Origin of the sequence: Leptospira meyeri (assembly GCF_004368965.1) — a bacterium.
GTDB classification, from domain to species: domain Bacteria; phylum Spirochaetota; class Leptospiria; order Leptospirales; family Leptospiraceae; genus Leptospira_A; species Leptospira_A meyeri.
On the sequence record NZ_SORO01000001.1, the window covers coordinates 305,852 to 325,786 of the forward strand.

General features: G+C 35.9%; 18 protein-coding genes. 3 read left to right on the forward strand and 15 right to left on the reverse strand.

From position 1 onward, the window contains the following. Positions 1 to 103 precede the first annotated feature (103 nt). From CLV96_RS01500 to CLV96_RS01530, 7 genes are all read right to left on the reverse strand, one after another. Entirely contained in the window at positions 104 to 835 is a 732-nt protein-coding gene (locus CLV96_RS01500) for a M48 family metallopeptidase (RefSeq protein WP_051012817.1), read from the reverse strand. Continuing rightward, positions 810 to 3,839 carry a type I restriction endonuclease subunit R gene (locus CLV96_RS01505; protein ID WP_004788509.1) on the reverse strand — a complete coding sequence of 1,010 codons (3,030 nt, stop codon included), beginning with the start codon at positions 3,837 to 3,839 and terminating at the stop codon, positions 810 to 812. Before CLV96_RS01505 ends, CLV96_RS01500 begins: the two co-directional genes overlap by 26 nt. 382 nt (positions 3,840 to 4,221) lie before the next feature. Next, positions 4,222 to 4,713, reverse strand: a complete 492-nt coding sequence (locus tag CLV96_RS01510; protein WP_004788387.1) for a hypothetical protein — start codon at positions 4,711 to 4,713, stop codon at positions 4,222 to 4,224. A gap of 5 nt (positions 4,714 to 4,718) precedes the next feature. Further along, complete coding sequence (locus tag CLV96_RS01515) at positions 4,719 to 5,132, reverse strand: STAS-like domain-containing protein (protein WP_004788993.1); 414 nt, start codon at positions 5,130 to 5,132, stop codon at positions 4,719 to 4,721. After that, the gene (locus tag CLV96_RS01520) at positions 5,129 to 6,178 is read right to left on the reverse strand and encodes a hypothetical protein (RefSeq protein ID WP_004788419.1); all 1,050 of its coding nucleotides are present in this window, start codon (positions 6,176 to 6,178) and stop codon (positions 5,129 to 5,131) included. The genes CLV96_RS01515 and CLV96_RS01520 overlap by 4 nt, the downstream gene beginning before the upstream one ends. 180 nt (positions 6,179 to 6,358) lie before the next feature. Beyond that, entirely contained in the window at positions 6,359 to 7,579 is a 1,221-nt protein-coding gene (locus tag CLV96_RS01525; RefSeq protein WP_004789098.1) for a restriction endonuclease subunit S, read from the reverse strand. Continuing rightward, on the reverse strand, positions 7,576 to 9,966 hold the full coding sequence (locus CLV96_RS01530) for a type I restriction-modification system subunit M (protein WP_004788781.1): 2,391 nt from the start codon (positions 9,964 to 9,966) through the stop codon (positions 7,576 to 7,578). The genes CLV96_RS01525 and CLV96_RS01530 overlap by 4 nt, the downstream gene beginning before the upstream one ends. 1,049 nt (positions 9,967 to 11,015) lie before the next feature. Between CLV96_RS01530 and CLV96_RS01535 the strand changes: the two genes are divergently transcribed. Next, entirely contained in the window at positions 11,016 to 11,579 is a 564-nt protein-coding gene (locus CLV96_RS01535) for an SOS response-associated peptidase family protein (RefSeq protein WP_134151825.1), read from the forward strand. Positions 11,580 to 12,244: 665 nt separating this feature from the next. Here CLV96_RS01535 and CLV96_RS01540 read toward each other — a convergent pair. The 6 genes from CLV96_RS01540 to CLV96_RS01560 form a co-directional block, all read right to left on the reverse strand. After that, positions 12,245 to 12,553, reverse strand: a complete 309-nt coding sequence (locus CLV96_RS01540; RefSeq protein ID WP_040917678.1) for a hypothetical protein — start codon at positions 12,551 to 12,553, stop codon at positions 12,245 to 12,247. 103 nt (positions 12,554 to 12,656) lie between these two features. Continuing rightward, complete coding sequence (locus CLV96_RS19780) at positions 12,657 to 13,127, reverse strand: hypothetical protein (protein ID WP_040917676.1); 471 nt, start codon at positions 13,125 to 13,127, stop codon at positions 12,657 to 12,659. Then, positions 13,102 to 13,371, reverse strand: a complete 270-nt coding sequence (locus CLV96_RS01545; protein ID WP_004788430.1) for an HNH endonuclease — start codon at positions 13,369 to 13,371, stop codon at positions 13,102 to 13,104. The genes CLV96_RS19780 and CLV96_RS01545 overlap by 26 nt, the downstream gene beginning before the upstream one ends. Position 13,372: 1 nt before the next feature. Continuing rightward, positions 13,373 to 14,491 (reverse strand): hypothetical protein, encoded by a 1,119-nt coding sequence (locus CLV96_RS01550; protein ID WP_134151827.1) that lies wholly within the window; start codon positions 14,489 to 14,491, stop codon positions 13,373 to 13,375. Positions 14,492 to 15,292: 801 nt separating this feature from the next. Beyond that, positions 15,293 to 15,994 carry a hypothetical protein gene (locus CLV96_RS01555; RefSeq protein WP_004788708.1) on the reverse strand — a complete coding sequence of 234 codons (702 nt, stop codon included), beginning with the start codon at positions 15,992 to 15,994 and terminating at the stop codon, positions 15,293 to 15,295. Between the two features lie 48 nt (positions 15,995 to 16,042). Next, positions 16,043 to 16,927 (reverse strand): alpha/beta hydrolase, encoded by an 885-nt coding sequence (locus tag CLV96_RS01560; RefSeq protein WP_004788880.1) that lies wholly within the window; start codon positions 16,925 to 16,927, stop codon positions 16,043 to 16,045. Positions 16,928 to 16,997: 70 nt separating this feature from the next. On the opposite strand from CLV96_RS01560, the gene CLV96_RS01565 reads away from it, so the two are divergent. Further along, positions 16,998 to 17,429 (forward strand): DUF1499 domain-containing protein, encoded by a 432-nt coding sequence (locus CLV96_RS01565; protein ID WP_004788810.1) that lies wholly within the window; start codon positions 16,998 to 17,000, stop codon positions 17,427 to 17,429. A 16-nt stretch (positions 17,430 to 17,445) separates the two neighbouring features. On the opposite strand, the gene CLV96_RS01570 is transcribed toward CLV96_RS01565, so the two are convergent. Continuing rightward, the gene (locus CLV96_RS01570; RefSeq protein ID WP_004788665.1) at positions 17,446 to 17,667 is read right to left on the reverse strand and encodes a hypothetical protein; all 222 of its coding nucleotides are present in this window, start codon (positions 17,665 to 17,667) and stop codon (positions 17,446 to 17,448) included. Between the two features lie 29 nt (positions 17,668 to 17,696). Here CLV96_RS01570 and CLV96_RS01575 point away from each other — a divergent pair, with 29 nt between their 5' ends. Continuing rightward, entirely contained in the window at positions 17,697 to 18,326 is a 630-nt protein-coding gene (locus tag CLV96_RS01575; RefSeq protein ID WP_004788567.1) for a methyltransferase domain-containing protein, read from the forward strand. A 33-nt stretch (positions 18,327 to 18,359) separates the two neighbouring features. Here the strand turns inward: CLV96_RS01575 and CLV96_RS01580 are convergent, their stop codons facing one another. Beyond that, complete coding sequence (locus CLV96_RS01580) at positions 18,360 to 19,799, reverse strand: APC family permease (RefSeq protein WP_004788487.1); 1,440 nt, start codon at positions 19,797 to 19,799, stop codon at positions 18,360 to 18,362. Positions 19,800 to 19,935: the final 136 nt, after the last annotated feature.

Genomic DNA, 19,935 nt, shown 5'->3' on the forward strand with positions numbered 1-19,935 from the left:
GGGTTAAGTCCCATAAATCACGTCAAAGGTAAAATAACATTTTGAATAAGTATGTCAAGTAATGTTAGTTATAGTATTGCTAGAAATTTCTAAAATCAAATTTTTAATATTCCCAATCCACATGAGCAGTCGGTAACTGATTCAGCCTTTTTCTAATTTCCTTCCAATTTGGTAAATAATGGGATAAAATTGATTTAAATTTAGTGCTATGTGTTTTTTCAAACGCATGGGTTAGTTCATGGTAGATGATATATTCTATGCAATCTATTGGTTTTTTTGCTAGTTCTGTATTTAACCAGACTTTCTTCTTCCCAGGTATATATGAACCCCATCTCGTTTTCATTTTACGAATTCCAAGTTCTATTTCTGTTAATCCCATCTTCTTTTGGGCATTTATCATTAGTTTAGCTGTTTTTTGTTGTAGTTCTAATTTATACCATTCATCAATAAGCTTTTTGATTTTAGGTTTAGAAGTATTTTTCGGTATAGAAAGAACGATAGTGGAAGTCTTTACATGGATAAAAGGTTTTGCCTTGGATTCTACAACTTTGAGTAAATACCGTTTTCCGAATAGGTAATGTGATTCCTTGTCTAGGTATTCACGCTTCGGTTCTCTATCTTGCTTAATTAGTTTTTCCCTTTGCTTTTTAATCCAACTTAGTTTGGAAATTGTATAAACTCTAATGATATCCTTACGCATCCGAATTGGGGCAGAAATCACTACCTCTCCGTTAGGTGGGTAAACGGAAAGGTGTATATTCTTGATATCCTTGAAAGTAACGGATATCTCAATGTTTTGAAGGGTAAATTTATCTGTATTCTTGTTGTTCGGCAATGATTTTAAAGATTCTCTCTACTTCTTCAAGGTTCTTGTCCATTAAATCATAAATCGTCTTTTTTAAAACATTTTCTTTGGTTGGGTTACCATGCCAATCATCAGGTCGATTAAAATTGATTGCTTCATGAAGTTTTAGGGCAAGTTCTAAGTTTTGATTGAGATTGTTATAGAGAGCAAATTGACCAGGTGTTTTGAGTTGGGAAGGGGCATCCGATTGATTGCCTTTGGTTACTTTTTTTGCAAGTTCCATTACTCTCTTAAGGTAATTTTCATATGAAGTGGCTCCTTTTTTTCGTTCCATAATGATTTCTTGGAGAAGTTCACTCATTTTATTATAGAAGGCTGGGTCGAGTAGGTGGTCACGGATGATTTTTGATCGGATGTTGTTTTCGATTGTTTCGGCTGAAGCTTCCCGATTTCTCGGAGAGTTGGCACTTTCGTCTTTTAAATTACTCAGGTTCTCAACGAGTTCTAAAAGTGGAAGGTTTTCAAATAATGAAATGATTTTAGATTCATCAGCTTGTATGTAATGGTCTATCAAATGTCTCATGTCCGCTTCATAAGATTTTAAATCGATTACATCACCAGAGGCGATTTTGATTTCTTGGCGAAGTTTCACATAAAACTCAAATTTAGACTTGTAATAGTTTTCTTCTTTTTTGGTGAAACCAGCTTCTTTAAATTCATTTGCAATATTGGCAAAAGAACGAACGAAGGTTGCCGTGAGCTTATAAAGATTAATCCGTAAAAATTCAGTTTCCTCTAAATCCTCAGGTTTTTCTGTATTCCCACAAAAGTAACGTCTATAGGCTAAACTATCCTTCGGAGGTTCCACTGCCTCACAAAGAGTTTCTATCGCTTCTAGGTGCTCTTCTAGCTTTTCTCTGGCAGTTTTAAGTCGATCTTTAACTGTTATGTTTCCATCTATATGACTGGATTGTGTTTCATTGTTTGAAAGTTCCGATGTATAGACTTCAATTGCATTTTCTACTCTTTTAAACAAATCTTTATAATCGACTATATATCCGAAGGGTTTCGTTTCCCCATTCAAACGGTTGACTCGGCAGATGGCTTGGAACAAACCATGATCTTGCATATTTTTATCAATATAGAGAACTGAGCAAGCTGGTGCATCGAAGCCAGTTAAAAGTTTATCTACAACGATGATGAGCTTCATCAACGCAGGTGTTTCAATAAATGCTTTCTTTACATCCTCTTCGAATCGATCAGTATCTTTGTCTCCAAGCATTGTTTGATAAGTATTGTAAACGAATTCCTTTTCAGTATCGGTTCCTTCTCCAATATCCTCAGTTCGAATGTCTCCTTTCTTTGGTGCATAAGATGTGATGACCGCACATCTACCTCGAAGATTCGTATCTTGAAAAAGTTTATAGTATTTGCAAGCTTCATAGATACTTCCTGCCACTAACATGGCATTGCCGTATTGACTGCTCAGGGCAGGTCGATTAGAAAAATCGAGTAATATGTCCGAGACGATTTTTTCCATTCTAGATTTGGAACTGAGAACCATTTGCATGGTTCCCCATTTTTTCTTCAGCTCTTTCTTTTGGTAATCATTCAGACCTTTAGTTTTGGCATTAAACCACTCATCCACTTTTTCGGGACTGCTAAGTCGTTGGTCGATGTCTCGTGCTTCATACATCAAATCCAAAACTACTTCATCTCTAACTGCTTCATTGAAACGGTATTGGTGGATATATCTTCCGAATACTTCTTCGGATGTTTGTTTGTCTTTTCTGAGAAGAGGTGTTCCTGTAAATCCTATGAATGTTGCTCCTTTTAGGATTGCTTTCATCAATCTATGGAGTTTCCCTGATTGGGTTCTGTGAGCTTCATCGATGAAGAGAAAGATATCTCCTTGGGTTTGTGGAGGATTAGATATAATGCTTTCTAAGTAAGCATCAAAGTCTTCGGCATTATTTTTCCCAAACTTATGAATGAGAGAGCAAAGTAACCTAGGAGTTGAATTTGTGAGTTGGGAGATTAAATCTTTTCCACTTCGAGTTCGATAAATGGTTTCGCCTGATTGTTTGAAAACCCTTTCGATTTGAGTATCTAATTCATCACGGTCGGTGATGACGGCAACTCTTGCATTCGGATTGTTTTCTAAAATCCAACGAGCTAGGATCACCATTACGAGAGATTTCCCACTGCCTTGGGTATGCCAAATGATACCACTTTCCTTTCTTCGAACAAAATCCTGAGCAGATTTGATTCCAAAGAATTGGTGGTATCTAGGTAGTTTTTTGATTCCACCATCAAACAAAACAAAGTCGTATATAATTTCGAGAAATCGTTGTTTGTTGCAAAGTTTTAAGAGGTATTTGTCTAAAAGATTTCGGGAGTTGTCTTCGATGTCTTCTTTCCAGTTCAGAAAGAATTTTTCTCCAGTCCCAACTGTCCCATAGCGAAGACCTTCCGTATCATTTCCTGCAAAAACAAATTGAATGGTGGTAAAGAAGTCTTCGATTGCTTCCTTACTTTGGTTCCGAATGTTTTGGCGGATGCCTTCCGAAACCGATGTGGTTGCTTTTTTCAATTCAACGACTGCGAGGGCAATTCCATTCACGTATAAAACCAAATCAGGACGTTTTTCCGATTTTCCAAAGACAGTTAATTCTTCGGCAATTCCGAAGTGATTCTTGTCTGGGGAATTCCAATCGATTAGTGAAATCGTCTCTGAATTCTCGCTCGCAGACTCTTTCACAGAAATACCATAACGAAGTAGGGAATAGACTTCCTTATTGCGCTCGTAGAGAGATTTTCCGAATTGGTTATTCGTTTGTTGGAAAAGATCTAAGGTGCGGGCAATTTTTGATTCCGATACACCTTGTTTGGAGAGAAAATTGACAAGAAGGTTTGGAACAATATTTTTGTTCGACTGGTCTTTCCAGTTTCCCAGATAATCATAACTCAAATCATTTTGGAAGAGTTCTATGACTCGGCTTTGCGTTGCTCTCTCGATATCACCAATTTTCATAGGCTGTTAGACTATGATCGGAATAATTTCAAATTTTCGTCAAATGCAAAATTCGGTTTCGCATAAATCCAGTTGTTTCCATTAGAATATTCAAAGAAAGAAAATCATCTGAGAGCCGTTTCGCTGTCGTTAGACTAATTTGTAGAGATCTCGCGACAAGACTTGAATTTAAATAGTTTCCATCTACTGTAATTGCTTTAAAAAGACTTCCGATTAGTCTATGTCTTCATTTTCTGCGTTATACCATCCATCTGTTCAATCATACCATCGTTATTTCTTCGTATCTCGATGAAAGTGCTATGCCGATGGAGAAGAATTTGGCGGAGCCGATTAGAAGCTGTTAGTTGTTAATATGCGTCATATGAATTTCAGAAAGAAATTTCTATTTGTAGCTTACTATTTTAATAAGTTCGTTAAATTTACAGTTATTTCGTTGATGAAAATTCATTATTTCTAAAACCGACTCGTCTTTTAGGACAACTTTTTTATTTTTGCTGAAATTTTTAGAGAATTCATTAAATTCGGTAACAATGTTTCTAAGTTCAGTTTGATAATTTATTAAATACGTCGGTTCTATATTGTATACTTCATTTAGAATAATCATGAGATCATTTAATGTGATATTCATTGATTTCAGTAGCGATAAAATTTCTTTTGGTTTCAAACAGTTGGTTTCTAGATTAATTAAGAATGTTCTATAATTTTCTCTTATTTGAATTATTTCGTTAATGAAATGTTCTTTTAAATATTTTTTATCATCAATTTTCTTTTGTAAGAAAAAAATTACAAAAATTGCTAATAAAAGATTAAAAATGATATCAGCTACAGCAATGTAATCTGAAGTCGTTAAGCAATTAAAAAGCAATAAGAGCATTTTAATTAGTTTTCAACTTCTATTATCGAGTCGTAATTTTTTCTGAACCATTTTTTGTGCTTGATTGTTTTCTTTGGTTTTTGGTTATTAATCCGCCTCTTTTCCCACTGTTCAAAGGTTTCTTTTTCTATCATTATTTTTAGATCTGGTTCTTGATGTGATATGATTTCTAAACGTTTCTTTACTTCTTCAAGTGAAAAATCGAATATTAAATTACCAAATGCTTCATCTAAAAATGATGGTGCATATCCAGCTGTATTGTCAATGTTGATTATTAATTTAAAATTATTATCTATAGCTTTTTTGAATTCAGAATTTAATACTTTGTGGTAAAATTCCTCTCCAGAATTTGCACTAATTTTGCAATGTCTTAAGCCAGGAAATTCTGAAAAATCTTTAACATTAATGACTTTATTCATATTAACCCCATTTTTAAATTATCCTTCGTAACTTCCCAACGATATAAAGTTCCTTCAAATTCATGGCCTTGCATTTCTTTAGATTTTTTTTCGTCCGAAAAGTTTAACATAACATTATTCGTAATTACAGTAAGGTTAGAAATAATTCCGTTATCATATGCCTTTTTTATCGATGGTAATCCTTTATTTCGATTGATTTCTTCAGTTTTGGAATTATATTTTTTAATGAAAGCTCCTTTTAATACTTCATCCGATGTTTTATTAGATAGAACATCCTTTAAAAATCTTGTGAATTTTTTCTTCAGTGTTTTTAAAATTCCTTTTCCTACATCAGTAATTGTAAAAATTACTTTTTCTTCCTCATATTTCACACCAAATAGCCATTGATTATTAAGAGTCTCACCCCATTCTATAGAATTTCCGCAGATTTCAAGCATTATTGTGCGTAATTTAGGAAAGTGGCTTTCCTTGCCACTCAAATGTTTTACAACGTGCTGAACGGATTTACTAATTGAAATGTTGTCTTTTTGGCTTAACAATTCAGAACCCTTTTCGATAAAAAATAAATCAGATTTTTCTGATTTATCAAAGGGTTTTCCCTTATCATCAAACATAAAAGTTAGTAGTCCAGATTCTATTACAAGTTTTTTGCATTGCTCGCTTTCGGGATAATTCCCGCGCAATATAATTTTTTTGAATTTTAAGTCTCTACTAATGGCAATAAGAACACAAACTGAACTGTAATCTATTTTTTCGACTTTGGAAATATCCATTTCAACATAACAGGTTTTATTAACTTTATTAATTGCTCCTAGGTCGCGTAATTCAGTAAAGAATCTTAGACATTCTTCAGTATTTCTGAGGAGATCCAATTGAGAAGGTGCTTTTATTGGATTAACTCTTAAATACTCAATCCTATGTTGTCTTTGGTATATAGGTAATCTATTGGGATTGTATTTTTTATTTCGTCTTGGTTTGCGTCCGATTTTTTGGGATCTTTTGTCATGCCATTGTTTATAATATTTTTTTTTAAAGTATAATTTCATTTTACAAATTCTTTATTTTTAAGGTTTCGCAGGAAAAATAAAATATTTGTTTTAATTCGCTTGGTGCATAACCCGAATAAGCACATTTGAGTAAAGATACAACTCTTTCATAATTGAAAATTAAAGGCTTCAAAATTCTTTTGTAATCATTTGTTTTAAAACTTATACCCATTCACCACCTCACACTAACCTAATCTTCCCCTTCAGCAACACCTGCATTAACCCCTGTTTGATCCCCTTAGTCTTCTCCAATTTCTTATCTAAACCCTCAATCTCCTCATCCATTTCCGAAAGCATAATCGCAATGGCTTCTTGTTCGGCGAGAGTGGGGGGAAGGGGGACTTTAAATTCAGAAAAATTACGATTTGTAATTTGGTTGATTGTTGCACCCATTAATTCATCTATTTGCCGTTGAATGATCTCTGACTGAAATTGATGAAAGATAAATTTTGATATTTTACTTCGGAAGATTGACATGAAGGCACCAAAAGCACTTCCTTCCGTTTTCTTATCAATGAGAGCACATTTCCCGATTAAGTTTTTGCTACCATTTCTAACGCATATTAAAATGTCATTTTTTTTGACAATTACCCTTGTTGGTAATTCCATTTCTACAAATACATTGTCATGAAAAGCTAATTTGTTTTCTTGAATATTCGATGACCTTAATACGAGAATACCATGCTCTTTAACATCAGAAGGTTTATAGGTGAGACCTATAAATGTGTTACCCACATCCCCCAACTTCTTCACCTCCCAATCCTCAGGTATCGATCCAACCTCTGTATCCTTCATTCCACCTTTCCAACCAAACCCAGGCAAACGACGTTTCCCCGTAAGTAACTCTTGCATGGCTCCTTGTTTCAGGAGTTTTTTCTTTTGGATGGTGGTTTCCAGGGAAGTGATAAGAGCATCGGTATCGGAAAGAACTTCGGCAATGGCTTCCTGTTCGGCGAGAGTGGGGGGAAGGGGGATGTTGTATTTAGAAACTTGAGGAGCTGTCAGTTGCGGAACACCAGTGCTTTCGTTTGCAAAATTGACAAACTTATTTACGTATTCTGAAACAAAAATTCCTGAAATAGAAGTATTTTCTTCCAATACGAGAACTCGACCTATTGCAGTAAAAGGTTGATCTCTAAAGTTTGCATTGCCAATTTCTCCTCTCGCTGTAATAGTTATTGATTTAGGTTTATGCTTTGGTTCTGAGGTATATCCATATAGTCCTTTGTTAGAAAGAGCATTAGAAAAGATCGCATAATTGAATTTATCGTCTTGAGTGTTCGAAAAGCATTTTTTATCTAAATCACCACCTGCGGAGATATTAAAAACATCCCCCAACTTCTTCACTTCCCAATCTTCAGGGATCAATCCAACTTCCGTTTCTTTAAATTTCCCTTTCATACAGTAAACCCCATCTTCGCAAAATGTCCTTTGACCTTTTTGTCAAGTGCTTCGGTTTCTTTCTCCAATGTCGCAAGCGGACTTTCATACCGTTCGGCTAGTTCCTTGATCCGTTTGGTCAGGGTTTGGCTAATGCGATTCAGTTCCGATTGCACATCTTCTGCCAGTTTGGCGAACCATTTGGATTCTACCACTAGCGTTTTGATTTCCTCATCCTTTAGGGTTTTGTATCGTTCGCTCACTTTGGTTTGTAAGTCCGTCTGTGCCTGTTTGATTTTGGAATTGAGATCCGTGACTTGGTTTGCGACATTTAGGTATTCTTGGAGGAAGGTGATTTCTTCCTTGGCATCCTTGTCCGATTGGATTTGTTTCAAGCGAGCTTGTACGGACTTAGGTGTGACGGTTTCTTTATCTGTTTTGGCATCCGAGAGAAGTCCTTCGTCTCCACCTTGTTCTTCGACCATTTCTTCCAGTTTTAGATCCAGACTATCTCGTTCGGATTCCAAGGTTTCGATGGTTTCTTTTTCTTTGGCAAAGTAGGCTTGGATGAGAAAGGCTTTGGGAATGAGCCTTCCTTCAAATTCCTTGGATTTGCCAATGGGTTCGATTTCCTTTCCTACTTTCCAACCTTCATCCACCACCAAATACACATCATCTTGCATCACTTCTAACCAATAGGTCATCAGATGTTGGTAGATATCATAAGCATCAACAAGAGGAGTTTTAGAAAAGGCAGTAAGAAGGCTTTCACTAAAATTATGGATAAACTCCTTAGGTTTGGTTTTACTCCCAATCGACTTGCACTCTTCGAGTCCGCTTTCTTTCCATTTGGCGAACGTGTTTTCGATCTGTTTTCCAAATTTGAAAAATTCAGGATGCGAGTAGATTGTAGTTTTGATCTCTTCCTTGGAGCATTTTAAATCATAAAATCCCTTGCGTTTGTTGGCAGTAAAAAGAGTTTCTTTAAGTCCCTTATACACCTCCCAAAAAGGAGATAGGGCATCCACATCCAGTTCAGGAATCCCGCCATGCAAATGAGCTTCGATGTTTTGGATGTCTTCTGGTTCACTGCTATCAATATAACGAGGGATATTGAGATTGAATTCCTTCTCTTCAATCTCTTTGAATGTCACCTTACGGCTGTATTTTGGAATTTGAATTTTATTGGTAAACACATCCACAATTTTGTGAATGTCCTGTTCCCGAAGTCGGTTTTTATTTCCGTCCTTCTCAAACCCTTTCGATGCATCGACGATGAAAAGTTCCTTTCGTGTTTCAGCTTCTTCCTTATTGATCACAATGATACAAGCAGGAATTCCCGTTCCGTAAAACAAATTGGTAGGAAGTCCAATGATCCCTTCAATATAACCCTTTTGGATCAGTTTCTTTCGAATCTCTGCTTCCGCATTCCCACGGAAGAGAACACCATGCGGGAGAATGATCGCTCCCTTTCCATTGCTTTTCAAACTACGAATAGCATGTAGTAAAAAAGCAAAATCCCCATTCTTTTGGGGAGGAATACCAAAATCCTGAAATCTCGTATAAGGATCATTCATAGGATCAATTCCATTACTCCAGGCTTTAAAAGAAAACGGAGGATTGGCGACAAAAAAATCAAACTGTTTGAGGTCACCTTTATCCGTCAGATACAAAGGATTGGCAAGTGTGTTCCCTTGTTTGATTTCTGCTGTTGGATTGTCATGGAGGATCATATTCATCCGTGCCAATGAAGACGTTGCCACATCCATCTCTTGTCCATACAGAGTGATCTTCCCTGCCTCAGCCGATACCTTAAGAAGCAAGGAACCTGAACCACATGTGGGGTCATAAGCCGTTTTACTAGATTTATCAGCTGAAGAAACATGGATGATCTTTGCCATGATACGACTCACTTCCGCAGGCGTATAAAATTGCCCCTTACTTTTGCCACTTTCCGTAGCAAAATGCCTCATGAGATACTCATACGCATCTCCTAAAATATCATCACCTTCCGCCTTGTTACCCGAAAAGTCGAGAGCAGGATTCTCAAAGATCGCAATGAGATTGGTTAGGCGTTGCACCATCTCCTTTCCACTGCCGAGTTTATTGACATCATTAAAATCAGGAAAGTCCGAGATTTTATTGGCTTCTCCAAGAGGTGCAAGGATCTTCTTATTGATATCATCCCCAATACTTGTTTTACCTTTTAAGGTTACCATATCCTTAAAAGAGCTACCCTCTGGAACCGTAATGGGAGAAAAGGCTTCTCCTGCATATTTATCCGAAATGTATTTAATAAAGAGCATCACAAGAACATAATCCTTGTATTGTGATGCATCCATCCCTCCCCGTAGTTCGTCGCAGGATTTCCAAAGAGATGAGTATAATTCTGATTTTTTAATTGCCATACTGTATCGCCAGAGTCTTACTTTTATTTAAATTGTGCAATAGTTTCATGATAAAAGAAAAGTAGGACATTGTGTGAAAGAATTGATTTTTTGATGCAATTCAAGTAAATTTTTGCAATAAAAATGAAGTTTACTAAATATCTAATTTCTACCCACATTTTTAACTAAAACCTGACTTTGATAAATACAAAATCAGCATCAGTGAATTAGCTCTCAATTCCTTGGTAAAATAGGAATAATAATAAAAATGTTATATTGATTTAAAAAAAAGTAAGACTCTTCATGAAGTTCCTTCAAATCAATTAAGAATGACTTTGTGACATATTTAATAAATGAATTTGTCAAGTAAAAATATTCTAACATCTGTTAGTGTTTATTTTGTTGACAAGTGAATAACCCATAGCATCTCTGACGAATAAATGGAGGTGATATATGCGAGAGCTTAGTCACACATTACGATTCAGTAGAGGGGAATTCGATACTGAATTTCTAGAAAAGGATTGGAGAGAGTTCCAAATTGATATGGAGGACGGGAACCTCTTGAACATTGAAGAGCTCTTGACAGATTACTACTACGGATTTGTCAATATGAATGACATATTATCTACGTTCCCGCCTAGCGAGATAACTCATCTTATCCCTGGACAACATGACAACCTAATTAAGATCTATAGACGGTTAGCAGAAGAATTTCCAAAGTATTCGGAGGTTCTGTAATGGGACGATTAATGGAACTGGTAGATGGGTATTATGACGAAATCAAGACGAATTCTTTAGTTTCGAATAAGGAGTGGAAGGATCTAACACCTAGTGAACGGAATCAGTTAAGATATTTTGATATATGCGAATCTAATTATGATGAATTCAAACTAGCGAAATCTATAGGTAATGGATTCAAATTTAATTACGGTTGACGTTCGGACGGGTTACAGATAGAATTCACAGTCATGTGTAACCAGTTCAACCACAAACTAATCACAAACCCCGATGGAACTCAACGGTATATCACTGTAGAGTTTTCCGAGGAGGATTTCGCTTGGAAAAGAAAAATGTGGGAGAACCTGGAGATTGATTTTAAGACCGTAGTTAAGAAGCCGACCGACATAATACAATCTTTCTCAATGCTGGACGGTCAAATTATCGCTACAGAAGACGCATGGGGATTCAAACCATCATGGTCAAAAAGACCTATAATGAATACGCAATCAGAGAAACTATTTGATTCTACCGTTTGGAAACATTATATTCACAATAGAATACTAATACCCGTTAAGTCTTTTTTTGAATGGCAAGAGCAACCAAACGGAAAAAAACATAAGTATGAGATTACTTTCAAAAATACAGATTCTTTATTCGCTGGGATATGGGGAGTAGAGGACGGGAAACGTTGGATCACTATTTTGACTCAATCCGCAAATGAAAAGATGAAAACTATTCATAATTCAGGAGATAACAAACATAGACAACCCGTGTTAATGCGGAATGAATTTGCACGAAGTTGGATAGATCCTAAAATCTCAAATAGGAAAGATGTTACCGATATGATAACTCAATTCATGCCCGATGACACTACAGAACAGGATTTAGATCAAGAGCCGACCCTTTTCAGGTAATTATTTGTCTATTAAATTTCTACATAAAACAGTTGACGGAAATTAACATTGCGATACATTCAAAGGTGTAAACCCCCCAGAACCAGTTTCCGTCGAAAGTAGCTGATTCTGAAGGATTAAAACTTTTCCTAGTTCTAAATAGTTTTAACAATTATTTAGGATTAGGATTATCAAAGTTAAGAATTTTGTAGCGAAATCGACTAGCTTTTCTGGTTTAAGTCGTTTCAGCTCAGTTCTGAATTGAGAATCCATTTTTTACTCCCCCTTATACAATAAATTTGAGACCATCTCTTTTGTGGCCTTGGTGACATAGTCCGCTCTTATTTGAGGGAAAACTAGAATTTTTTTTATAATTCAAATTAATTTTAATGCCCAAGAAACCACACCACAAATGACTCGTTTCCTGAAATCCCGAAATTGTAGTTAATAAATTTTTTTTACGAAAGTCGGTTTAACTTGGCTCTACAAATGTCGCAAAAAATACCTGTTAGGTTGCCTGTGTAGGCAACTAGTTCTATTTTGTTGTAGAATATATTTTTAAGGTTTTTTTTGGAGTAGTCGGGGACGGAATGTAGCCCGCAATAAGACTGGAGCCGACCCTCCTCAATTAGATTGAAGAGGTGGGACTCTTTGCCGATTTTAAGTAAGTGGATTTCCAGAAAAATTTATTCAGATCCTAGATATATAAGCTTGGAGTCTTCTGTATTCTCAATAAATTTTCTATCTATTTCATGAACGCATTGTATACAAATTTTTCTGTTCGAATTCAATTGCGTTCTGAGAAAATCAATCAAATCAGATTTATAGAAATGTATTTTGTCCTTGGTTTTATCTACACTTATTTCTCTTCCACATAGTGCCTTGACTGGTAATGTACCAGATTCTTTTTCAGCCTTATTATCAAAAATATGGAGAACACCTAGCTGACTATTTTTATCTGGAGTTGTTACGTAATCTGGTATTATTTCACCCATAGTATACCTCTTTTATTTTGCCTGATTATATATCACCTAACGGCTCTGTCAACCATTAACAGAGCGACATAAGGCGACATACCACACATTCTGGGAAGTTAGGTTAAAAATTTCTCCAATTACATTTTTTTACAAGGTGTAGAATTGGAATGTCCCACTCATCACTAGTAACATCGGTTTTCCGACGGTTAAAATTTTCTATGAGCCTAGATAATGGCAATGGGTCGGATAACTGCCTAGAAGTATCCAATCTTTTCCTTTCCAGTTTCAAAATCATCTTTTGAATTATATCCTCATCATCATTTACTAGGGAAAAATTCGAGGCTGTCAATGTGCTAATTTTCCTGTTCCATTTCCCTTTTTCCGCTTCCCTGAAATAAGAATTGTTTTTGATTTTGAAACTTTGATAGGACATTCTATTCCTTTCCTGTTTTTCAAAATTTTTCCTACATAACCTATAAACAGATTTCCTCCAAGAGTTGGGGGAAACGTAAACCTCCTCCAGCTCATGGGTTAATACTCTGTTCTCTAAGTTGACTATAATAGATTTAATGATTTGATAATTGTAGTTCATTGGCTAAAATTAACTTACATAGTTCTATGATTTCTTCCTTAGTCTTAAATCGTTTCAATTCTTTTAGAGACCGATCCACGAGACACAAGTTTTCAAAGGAATGTTCACCTCCCATAGTTAGGGGAATAATGTGTTCTATTTCAATGTTATCATAATTGAGTTCCATTCCTGAAACATAACATTTAAAGCTTTGTTCATGTAGTAAGGTTCTTATATGTCCAGCTCTGAGTTTAAATTTTTCCATTTTAGTTTCCTTCCTTTATATTCGAATATATTAGATAATATAATTTTACATTCTTAACTTTGAATTTTATAACTTTCCTATATCTTTCTTTTCGTTCTATGATTTCAGCTATTCCATATTCACTCCATTTTCTAATGATGAATGATACCTCACGTTTATCTAATTCGAGTTCCCGAGATAATGAATCCACATCACACCATTTTCTAGTTTCTATTGTGTTATATATCCTGAATGCTCTGTGATTGTATTCGATTTCATTTTTCATTCTATCTTTTTCATTGAAAAATTTCCAGTAATAATCGTTCTGGAGTATTGCCGATCTATAATCTTTGTTATATTTTGATACGTCTTCCTCTTTGTATTGGTTTATAAGTTTTCTATTTTTAAGTTTAGTTCGTTCTTCTAATGTTAAAGGAACGTAGATAAAATCTGAAATTTGAAATTTTTTTGTTATTAAGTATGGTGAATAAAACTTATCTCCTTCACACACACTAGACCCAATTAGAAGCTCTCTCAAGTGTTCTGCAAACCTCACGTTAGAAAGAAAAGAGAACTCATCCATATACAATTTTGAGAGGCGTGGGGTTATATATTGATAAGCCTTAAAGCTTCCCTTAATAAGTGCGTTCTTTGCTTCAGCACTATTACTAGTGACACCTTGCTTAGTAATCCACCTTTCCCTAGACATATTGTATCTAGGATCATTACTTCGCTTCGAATGGTTCACAGATTTATGATTTTTATAATCCCACAAAAATTCATAACCTTGATCTGTCCAAAGAATTGCACTCTTAGGAATTTTGGATTCTAAATCTTTTTGAAGATAATAACTGTTAGCTAATGGTAAGGACTCATAGAATGTCCACTTGCCGACAACTCCAGTAGTATGGCACAAAATTCCCATTTGCTCTCCGTTTCTTACAGAATTGGAAAGATATATTGAACTTGTTCCAGTGTTATATCTTCTAGAACGGAAAGAGTTTGCTCTCAAACTTGAACTGAACAAAATCACTGAATCTGCTACGCAAACAGGGTTTTCCTTAGCTATTTCTTTATAACTTCCTTCCTTTGGAAGTGTGATTGGATTTTTCTTATAATGTTCATCTAGTTCCCGATACATTTGTTCCCTTAGTTTATCATTAAGTAGCGAACAAAAGATTTGAATTCGTCTTTTGAGTCTATAACTAGCCTTATACGGTAAATTTAACTTTCTGGAAATCTCGCTAGAAGTGTAAGACTTAGGGTAACTTAGAATTTGATTTTCTAGGATATATGAAAAATAGGATAGGGGTAATTTGAATCTATCTAAAGGGGTGTTAGCTGTTATACTAACCTGTTTGTAACAGTTACTACATCTTGCCATTGTAGGTCTGTTTTTGAATTTGTGGAAAACTAAATTGGGGTTAGGACAATTGCAGGACTTAGGAAATAATTTGGAAAGTATCGTTAAGGTTTTTGTGGCATAGATTTTGTCGAGTTCTGGAGAAGCTTTGAGGGGGTTTGTGTAATTTCTGAATGGTTTATTTTTGCGGGGTCTGAGGGAGCTTCTAAGTGGGTTAGTGTGTGCTAAAGACCTAGTGGGCCTTCGAGCAGTGGTTATACAATCCCTTCAAGTCGACTCCCGCAAAGATCAGAAGTTTTCTAAGCGCAAAACTTTTTATTATAATGTTACATCAATGTTCCATCTTCAGAATGAATTGGTTGTCTTGGAGTATCCTGCCAAATTGATTTGTTGGATTTCTAAAAATCTAGTTGGTAACTACTTTGATTTATCGCTACAATATGTTGATAGAGGTAAGCGAATTAAGGAATCAGTACACTTTTGAATTGATGATCAAATCTTTTATGGGTATTCAGAAAAATCTGAGTCTATCTTTGGGAATAAATATCTGCGTCTTAATTTTTTAACGAATAATTCGTATTAAATGGTCTTATTTAGTCGGGATTCCACCCATTTTTTATCCAGCACTTTTAATCTATTTTTCTTTAAGTTTTCTTTCACAATCCATTGGATCTGTTTATTCTTAATTTTTGCAATTTTTTCAAAACTGGATTTCCCTTCCTTTGGAAGAGAAACAATCGCAACACTCCATCCATACCCAAGTGTTTTTCGTAAGGATTTTTGGCTTTCCGATAGTTTTCCTTCGATCTTAGAAAAGGACATAGTAATCTGTTTAAGAATTTCTAATAACTCCAGGATAAAAGATTTTTCTATTAGGAGTTTTGGTTCACATAAGGCTGCCACAATAGCTCTTTTTTCTAAATCATTTCCATCCATCCAAAGTTTTAAGTTTTTCAGTATTTCTTGACTATTGTATCCTGTAATTTCCTGGATACCGATTGCAACAGATTCTCTAATTCTCCAGCTACTATGAGATGCATATTTTTTAATGGTAGAGAGTGTCTTTCTTATATTTTGATTGTTTGTTATACAAAATCCAACGATTCCACACATAACTACAAATTCTTCAGGAGAATTCTGCAAATCATCATAACAATAAGATAAACATTCAGATATATCCTTTGCAGATGCGGTTTTTGAAAATGAATAAAGAAGTTCCAAATTTCCCCGTGGCCCGGGCAGATGGGAATTCTTTAAGAGATATTCAATTTGTGCGGACATAAAGTCTGATTATGAATTGAATATTTTGAATCGAACCAAATCGAAAACCTATTTCAAATACTTCTGAAAAAATCCGAGGGCTCTCGATTCTGCTTCCTTTGGCGAAAAATTCCAAAGACGTTCGTGCCGATTGCATTCTGGAGACCAAAGAGATTTAGGCTCTCCTGCCTTTGCAAACAAATCTTTGGCATGATGGTAATCGACGTAATCATCCTTTGTGCAATGAAAGATAGCAATGGGCCTAGGACTAATGGATGCAATGTGATCTATGGGCCTTACCGAATCTATATCCATATTACCACGTAGATTTAACGCAAGTTTAACAACTGGAATGAGTGGGTAATAAGGAATTCCAAAATCACGTTTTGCCGATTCCACAAGGACATCGATCGCACTTCCATACCCACTGCTAAAAATACCGGCTTGGATTTCTGGATGTTCTGCCATTGCAATGATACTTGTCGCTGAACCCATAGAGAATCCAAAGATTCCTATTTTTTGGAAACCCTTCGATTTTAAAAAGTTTAGTGCTGCTTCTACATCCTTTTGTTCGTGAAATCCCATGGACGCAAATCCACCATGATTACGACGTAAACTAAGTAAAAGTAAATTATAACCAGTTTCATGTAGACTTTTTGCAAATCGAAGTCCTTCGTTCCTTTGTCCCCCGTGCCCATGGACCATGATAATGGAACGTTTGTTTTGTTTGGCGGGTATCCAGTAACTAACAAGGTTCAATTTGTCTGAGGTTTCAAATTGAACTTCTTCATATTCCAAACCTAATTCTTTCGGGCCTTGGCAATATACATGATGGTCTATCTTACAATTGACCTTAGGATATAGAACTAAACTTGAGAAATAATACGAAATGGCAAAGAGTAAAATGATTATGAAAATCAATCCCGAAATAGTGTATTTAATGGTTCGTTTCATGAGCACATAAAAAACAGGATAAATACAATTTCTGCAAGTAAAAAAAAGACAGTTCTGATTTTTGGAAAATATGGAATCTGCATTAACTGTTTTCTTTATTTGTTGTATGAGTGTTCTCAGTCCACTTTCCGGTGTTGACGAAGGGGAACTTCGAGGATGTCCTCCTTCACCTAACTGCGTTTCGAGTCAAAGTATGGAGTACAATTTTATTCATAAAGTAGATCCAATTACATATACTACATCCCGTCAGGTAGCCTATCAAAGAATTGCGAAGTATTTCCATGAATCAGAAAATATTTGGATTAAAGAAGAGAAGGAAGGGGAATACATTCGTGTAATTTTTTTTACAAAGGTTTTTCGATTTCCTGATCGAGTGGAAATATATTTTCCAGAAGATAAACAAGAAGCCCAAGTTCGCTCACAATCCATTTTGGGTCTTTGGGATATTTTTGCCAACCGAAGGAGAGTGAATCAGTTCCGAGAGTTACTTGCAAAAGAATAAAAAAAGAAAAATTTCTTTATAATTGTTTGATCAAAGATTTTAAATCATTAATGAGAGAAAAGGGAACGGGTTTAATTTCTTCAGCTAGTTTGATCGTATCTTCTATGGTGCGAGTGAGAACTTGTTTTTCTGCAGCGTAAGCGGCTTGTGGTAATTTGGACTTGTTTTTCTTAAAAATCGTTACTTTGTTATCAATGATTTCGATCATTTGGTTCAAATATTGAATCTTTTGGTCCATAACCAAAACTTGTAACACAGCATAAAGAAATGAGAAACCAATTTTTCAATCACGAGAGGAAAATCATCGTAGGGGATACAATGACAGATGAGTGCTGGGATTCTTTACTTCCTTCACCATTACAGTCTCTCTCTCCATTCCAGTGGACTCCTATTTCTGTGATTGAAAGAACGTGGAAGTATCTTTCCTCCGACGGCGTAACATCGGTTGTGGATCTAGGTTCGGGAGTTGGAAAGTTCTGCATTTATCTTTCGCTTCTATTTTCCGATTCCATTGATATATTCGGATTAGAAGATAGAGAAGAACTTCTTTCGGTTTCAGAAGGTCTAAAAAAACATTGGGGAGTATCTAGGGTTCAATTTCAAAAGGCAAATTTTTTAACCCATTTTCCTTATGGACATTCGCATTATTATTGTTTTAATCCTTTATATGAAACCATTAAAGGGAGTCATTCGATTGATTTAAAAAAGAATAAATCGGCAAATCAATTCTTAAAAGACCTACAAACTTTTAAAGAAATTCTTTTTTTACTAAAACCAAAATCAAAACTTATCACCTTTCATGGATTTGGTGGTAGTTTTTTGCCAGGATTTCGATTGGTTTTAAATGAAGAGATTTCTGGTGGGGAGTTCCAAGTTTGGGAAAAGGAAAATACCTAATCCCAAACTTGGAAATTGACAAAACATATAGTTTTAAGAAGTTTTTCTTTGTAAATGAGGTTTGGCAATAAAGAGATAAAGAATTCCGGAACAAATCACAACTAAGGATGTAAAAATCATTCCATAATTGATGTACCAGGGTTCTTCAGGTGTTCTCGGCCAAATCATATTCGCAACTGCTGTGATTCCGTAGAATAATGCCAAGGAGTTGATGAAAAATCCAAGTTTCCCTAAACGAAACGATCCCGATGGTTTCCATCCTTTGGATCTAGCATACAAAGCTGCAACAACTACCATCTGAAAGGCAACATAGATTCCCGCAGATGCAAAACTAATGATCGTTGTGACAGCATCTTGTAACCAGTGCCCTATACTTGCGATAACAATAGGAATGAGGCCCGTAACGATCAGAGCATTCACTGGAACTTTTCCAGATTTTGAAAGATGGTTTAGGTGTTTGCTTCCAAAGATCATCCCATCGCGTGCAAAGGAAAATAAAAGTCTACTGGCTGCTGCCTGTAAACTGAGAAGACAAGATAAAAAGGAAACCATGACCACTGCAATTACCATTCGGTATCCTGTTTGTCCCATCGCACCCATAAGGGTCGTTGTGACAGGATCAGGGTCTTCGCCTGAGATTGCTTTTTCTACATTGGGGAGGGCAAGGAGGAGCGCCAAACAAACAAAAGTGGCGGCCCCACCGCCAATGTAAATGGTCATACGCATTGATTTTGGTATCGCAGAACCGGCATTTGGTGTTTCTTCCGCAACATCACCGCAAGCTTCAAATCCATAATAACAAAACATCGCAGCTACTGAAGATGCAAGAAAGGCAGGAAAATAATTCATTCCTTCCCCAAAGGAAAAAGTATTCCAGAGAATGGATATTGAATTTACTTTTGCAAAAAATAAAAGGTAACCACCAACAGCAACAGCTCCGATTAGTTCACATAAAAAACCAAAAAAAGCAACCTGAGCAAGAAGTCTGGTCCCACTTAAATTGAGAACGGTAGAGATGATGATCATTGCGATTGCAATCCAAATAAAACCAGAATTACCAAACTCGATCCCGATGAGTTGACTTAGAAATGGAGCACCTCCTACGGCAACAGCTGCGACAGTAGTGAAGAGAGCCCAAGCATAGACCCATGCTGACATCCAAGCCCATCGTTCTCCCACCAAACGAAGAGACCACGGATAGATCCCTCCAGAGATTGGGTATTGTGAGACAATTTCACCAAATACCAAACAAACTAAAAATTGGCCAAAACCAACAAGGAGGTAGTTCCAAATCATGGGAGGTCCCCCTGCTTGGATGGCTAGGGCAAATACGGAATACACTCCCACAACGGGAGAAAGGTAAGTAAAACCAAGAGAAAAGTTTTCCCAAAAACTCATACTGCGTTCAAATTCAGATTTGAGTCCGAGTGCTGCTAGTTGTGCTGAATCCTGATCCAGAGATTTTTGGTCCATGAAAGATCCTTATAATTGATTATCGTTTCGATTCCAGGCCTTGTTTTATAACGAGGTCTGTTTTCTACAAACGATTTTGTTTTTCCATTGACGGATTGAATTTTCGGAACTATTATCCTTTCTGTTACGGAAACCA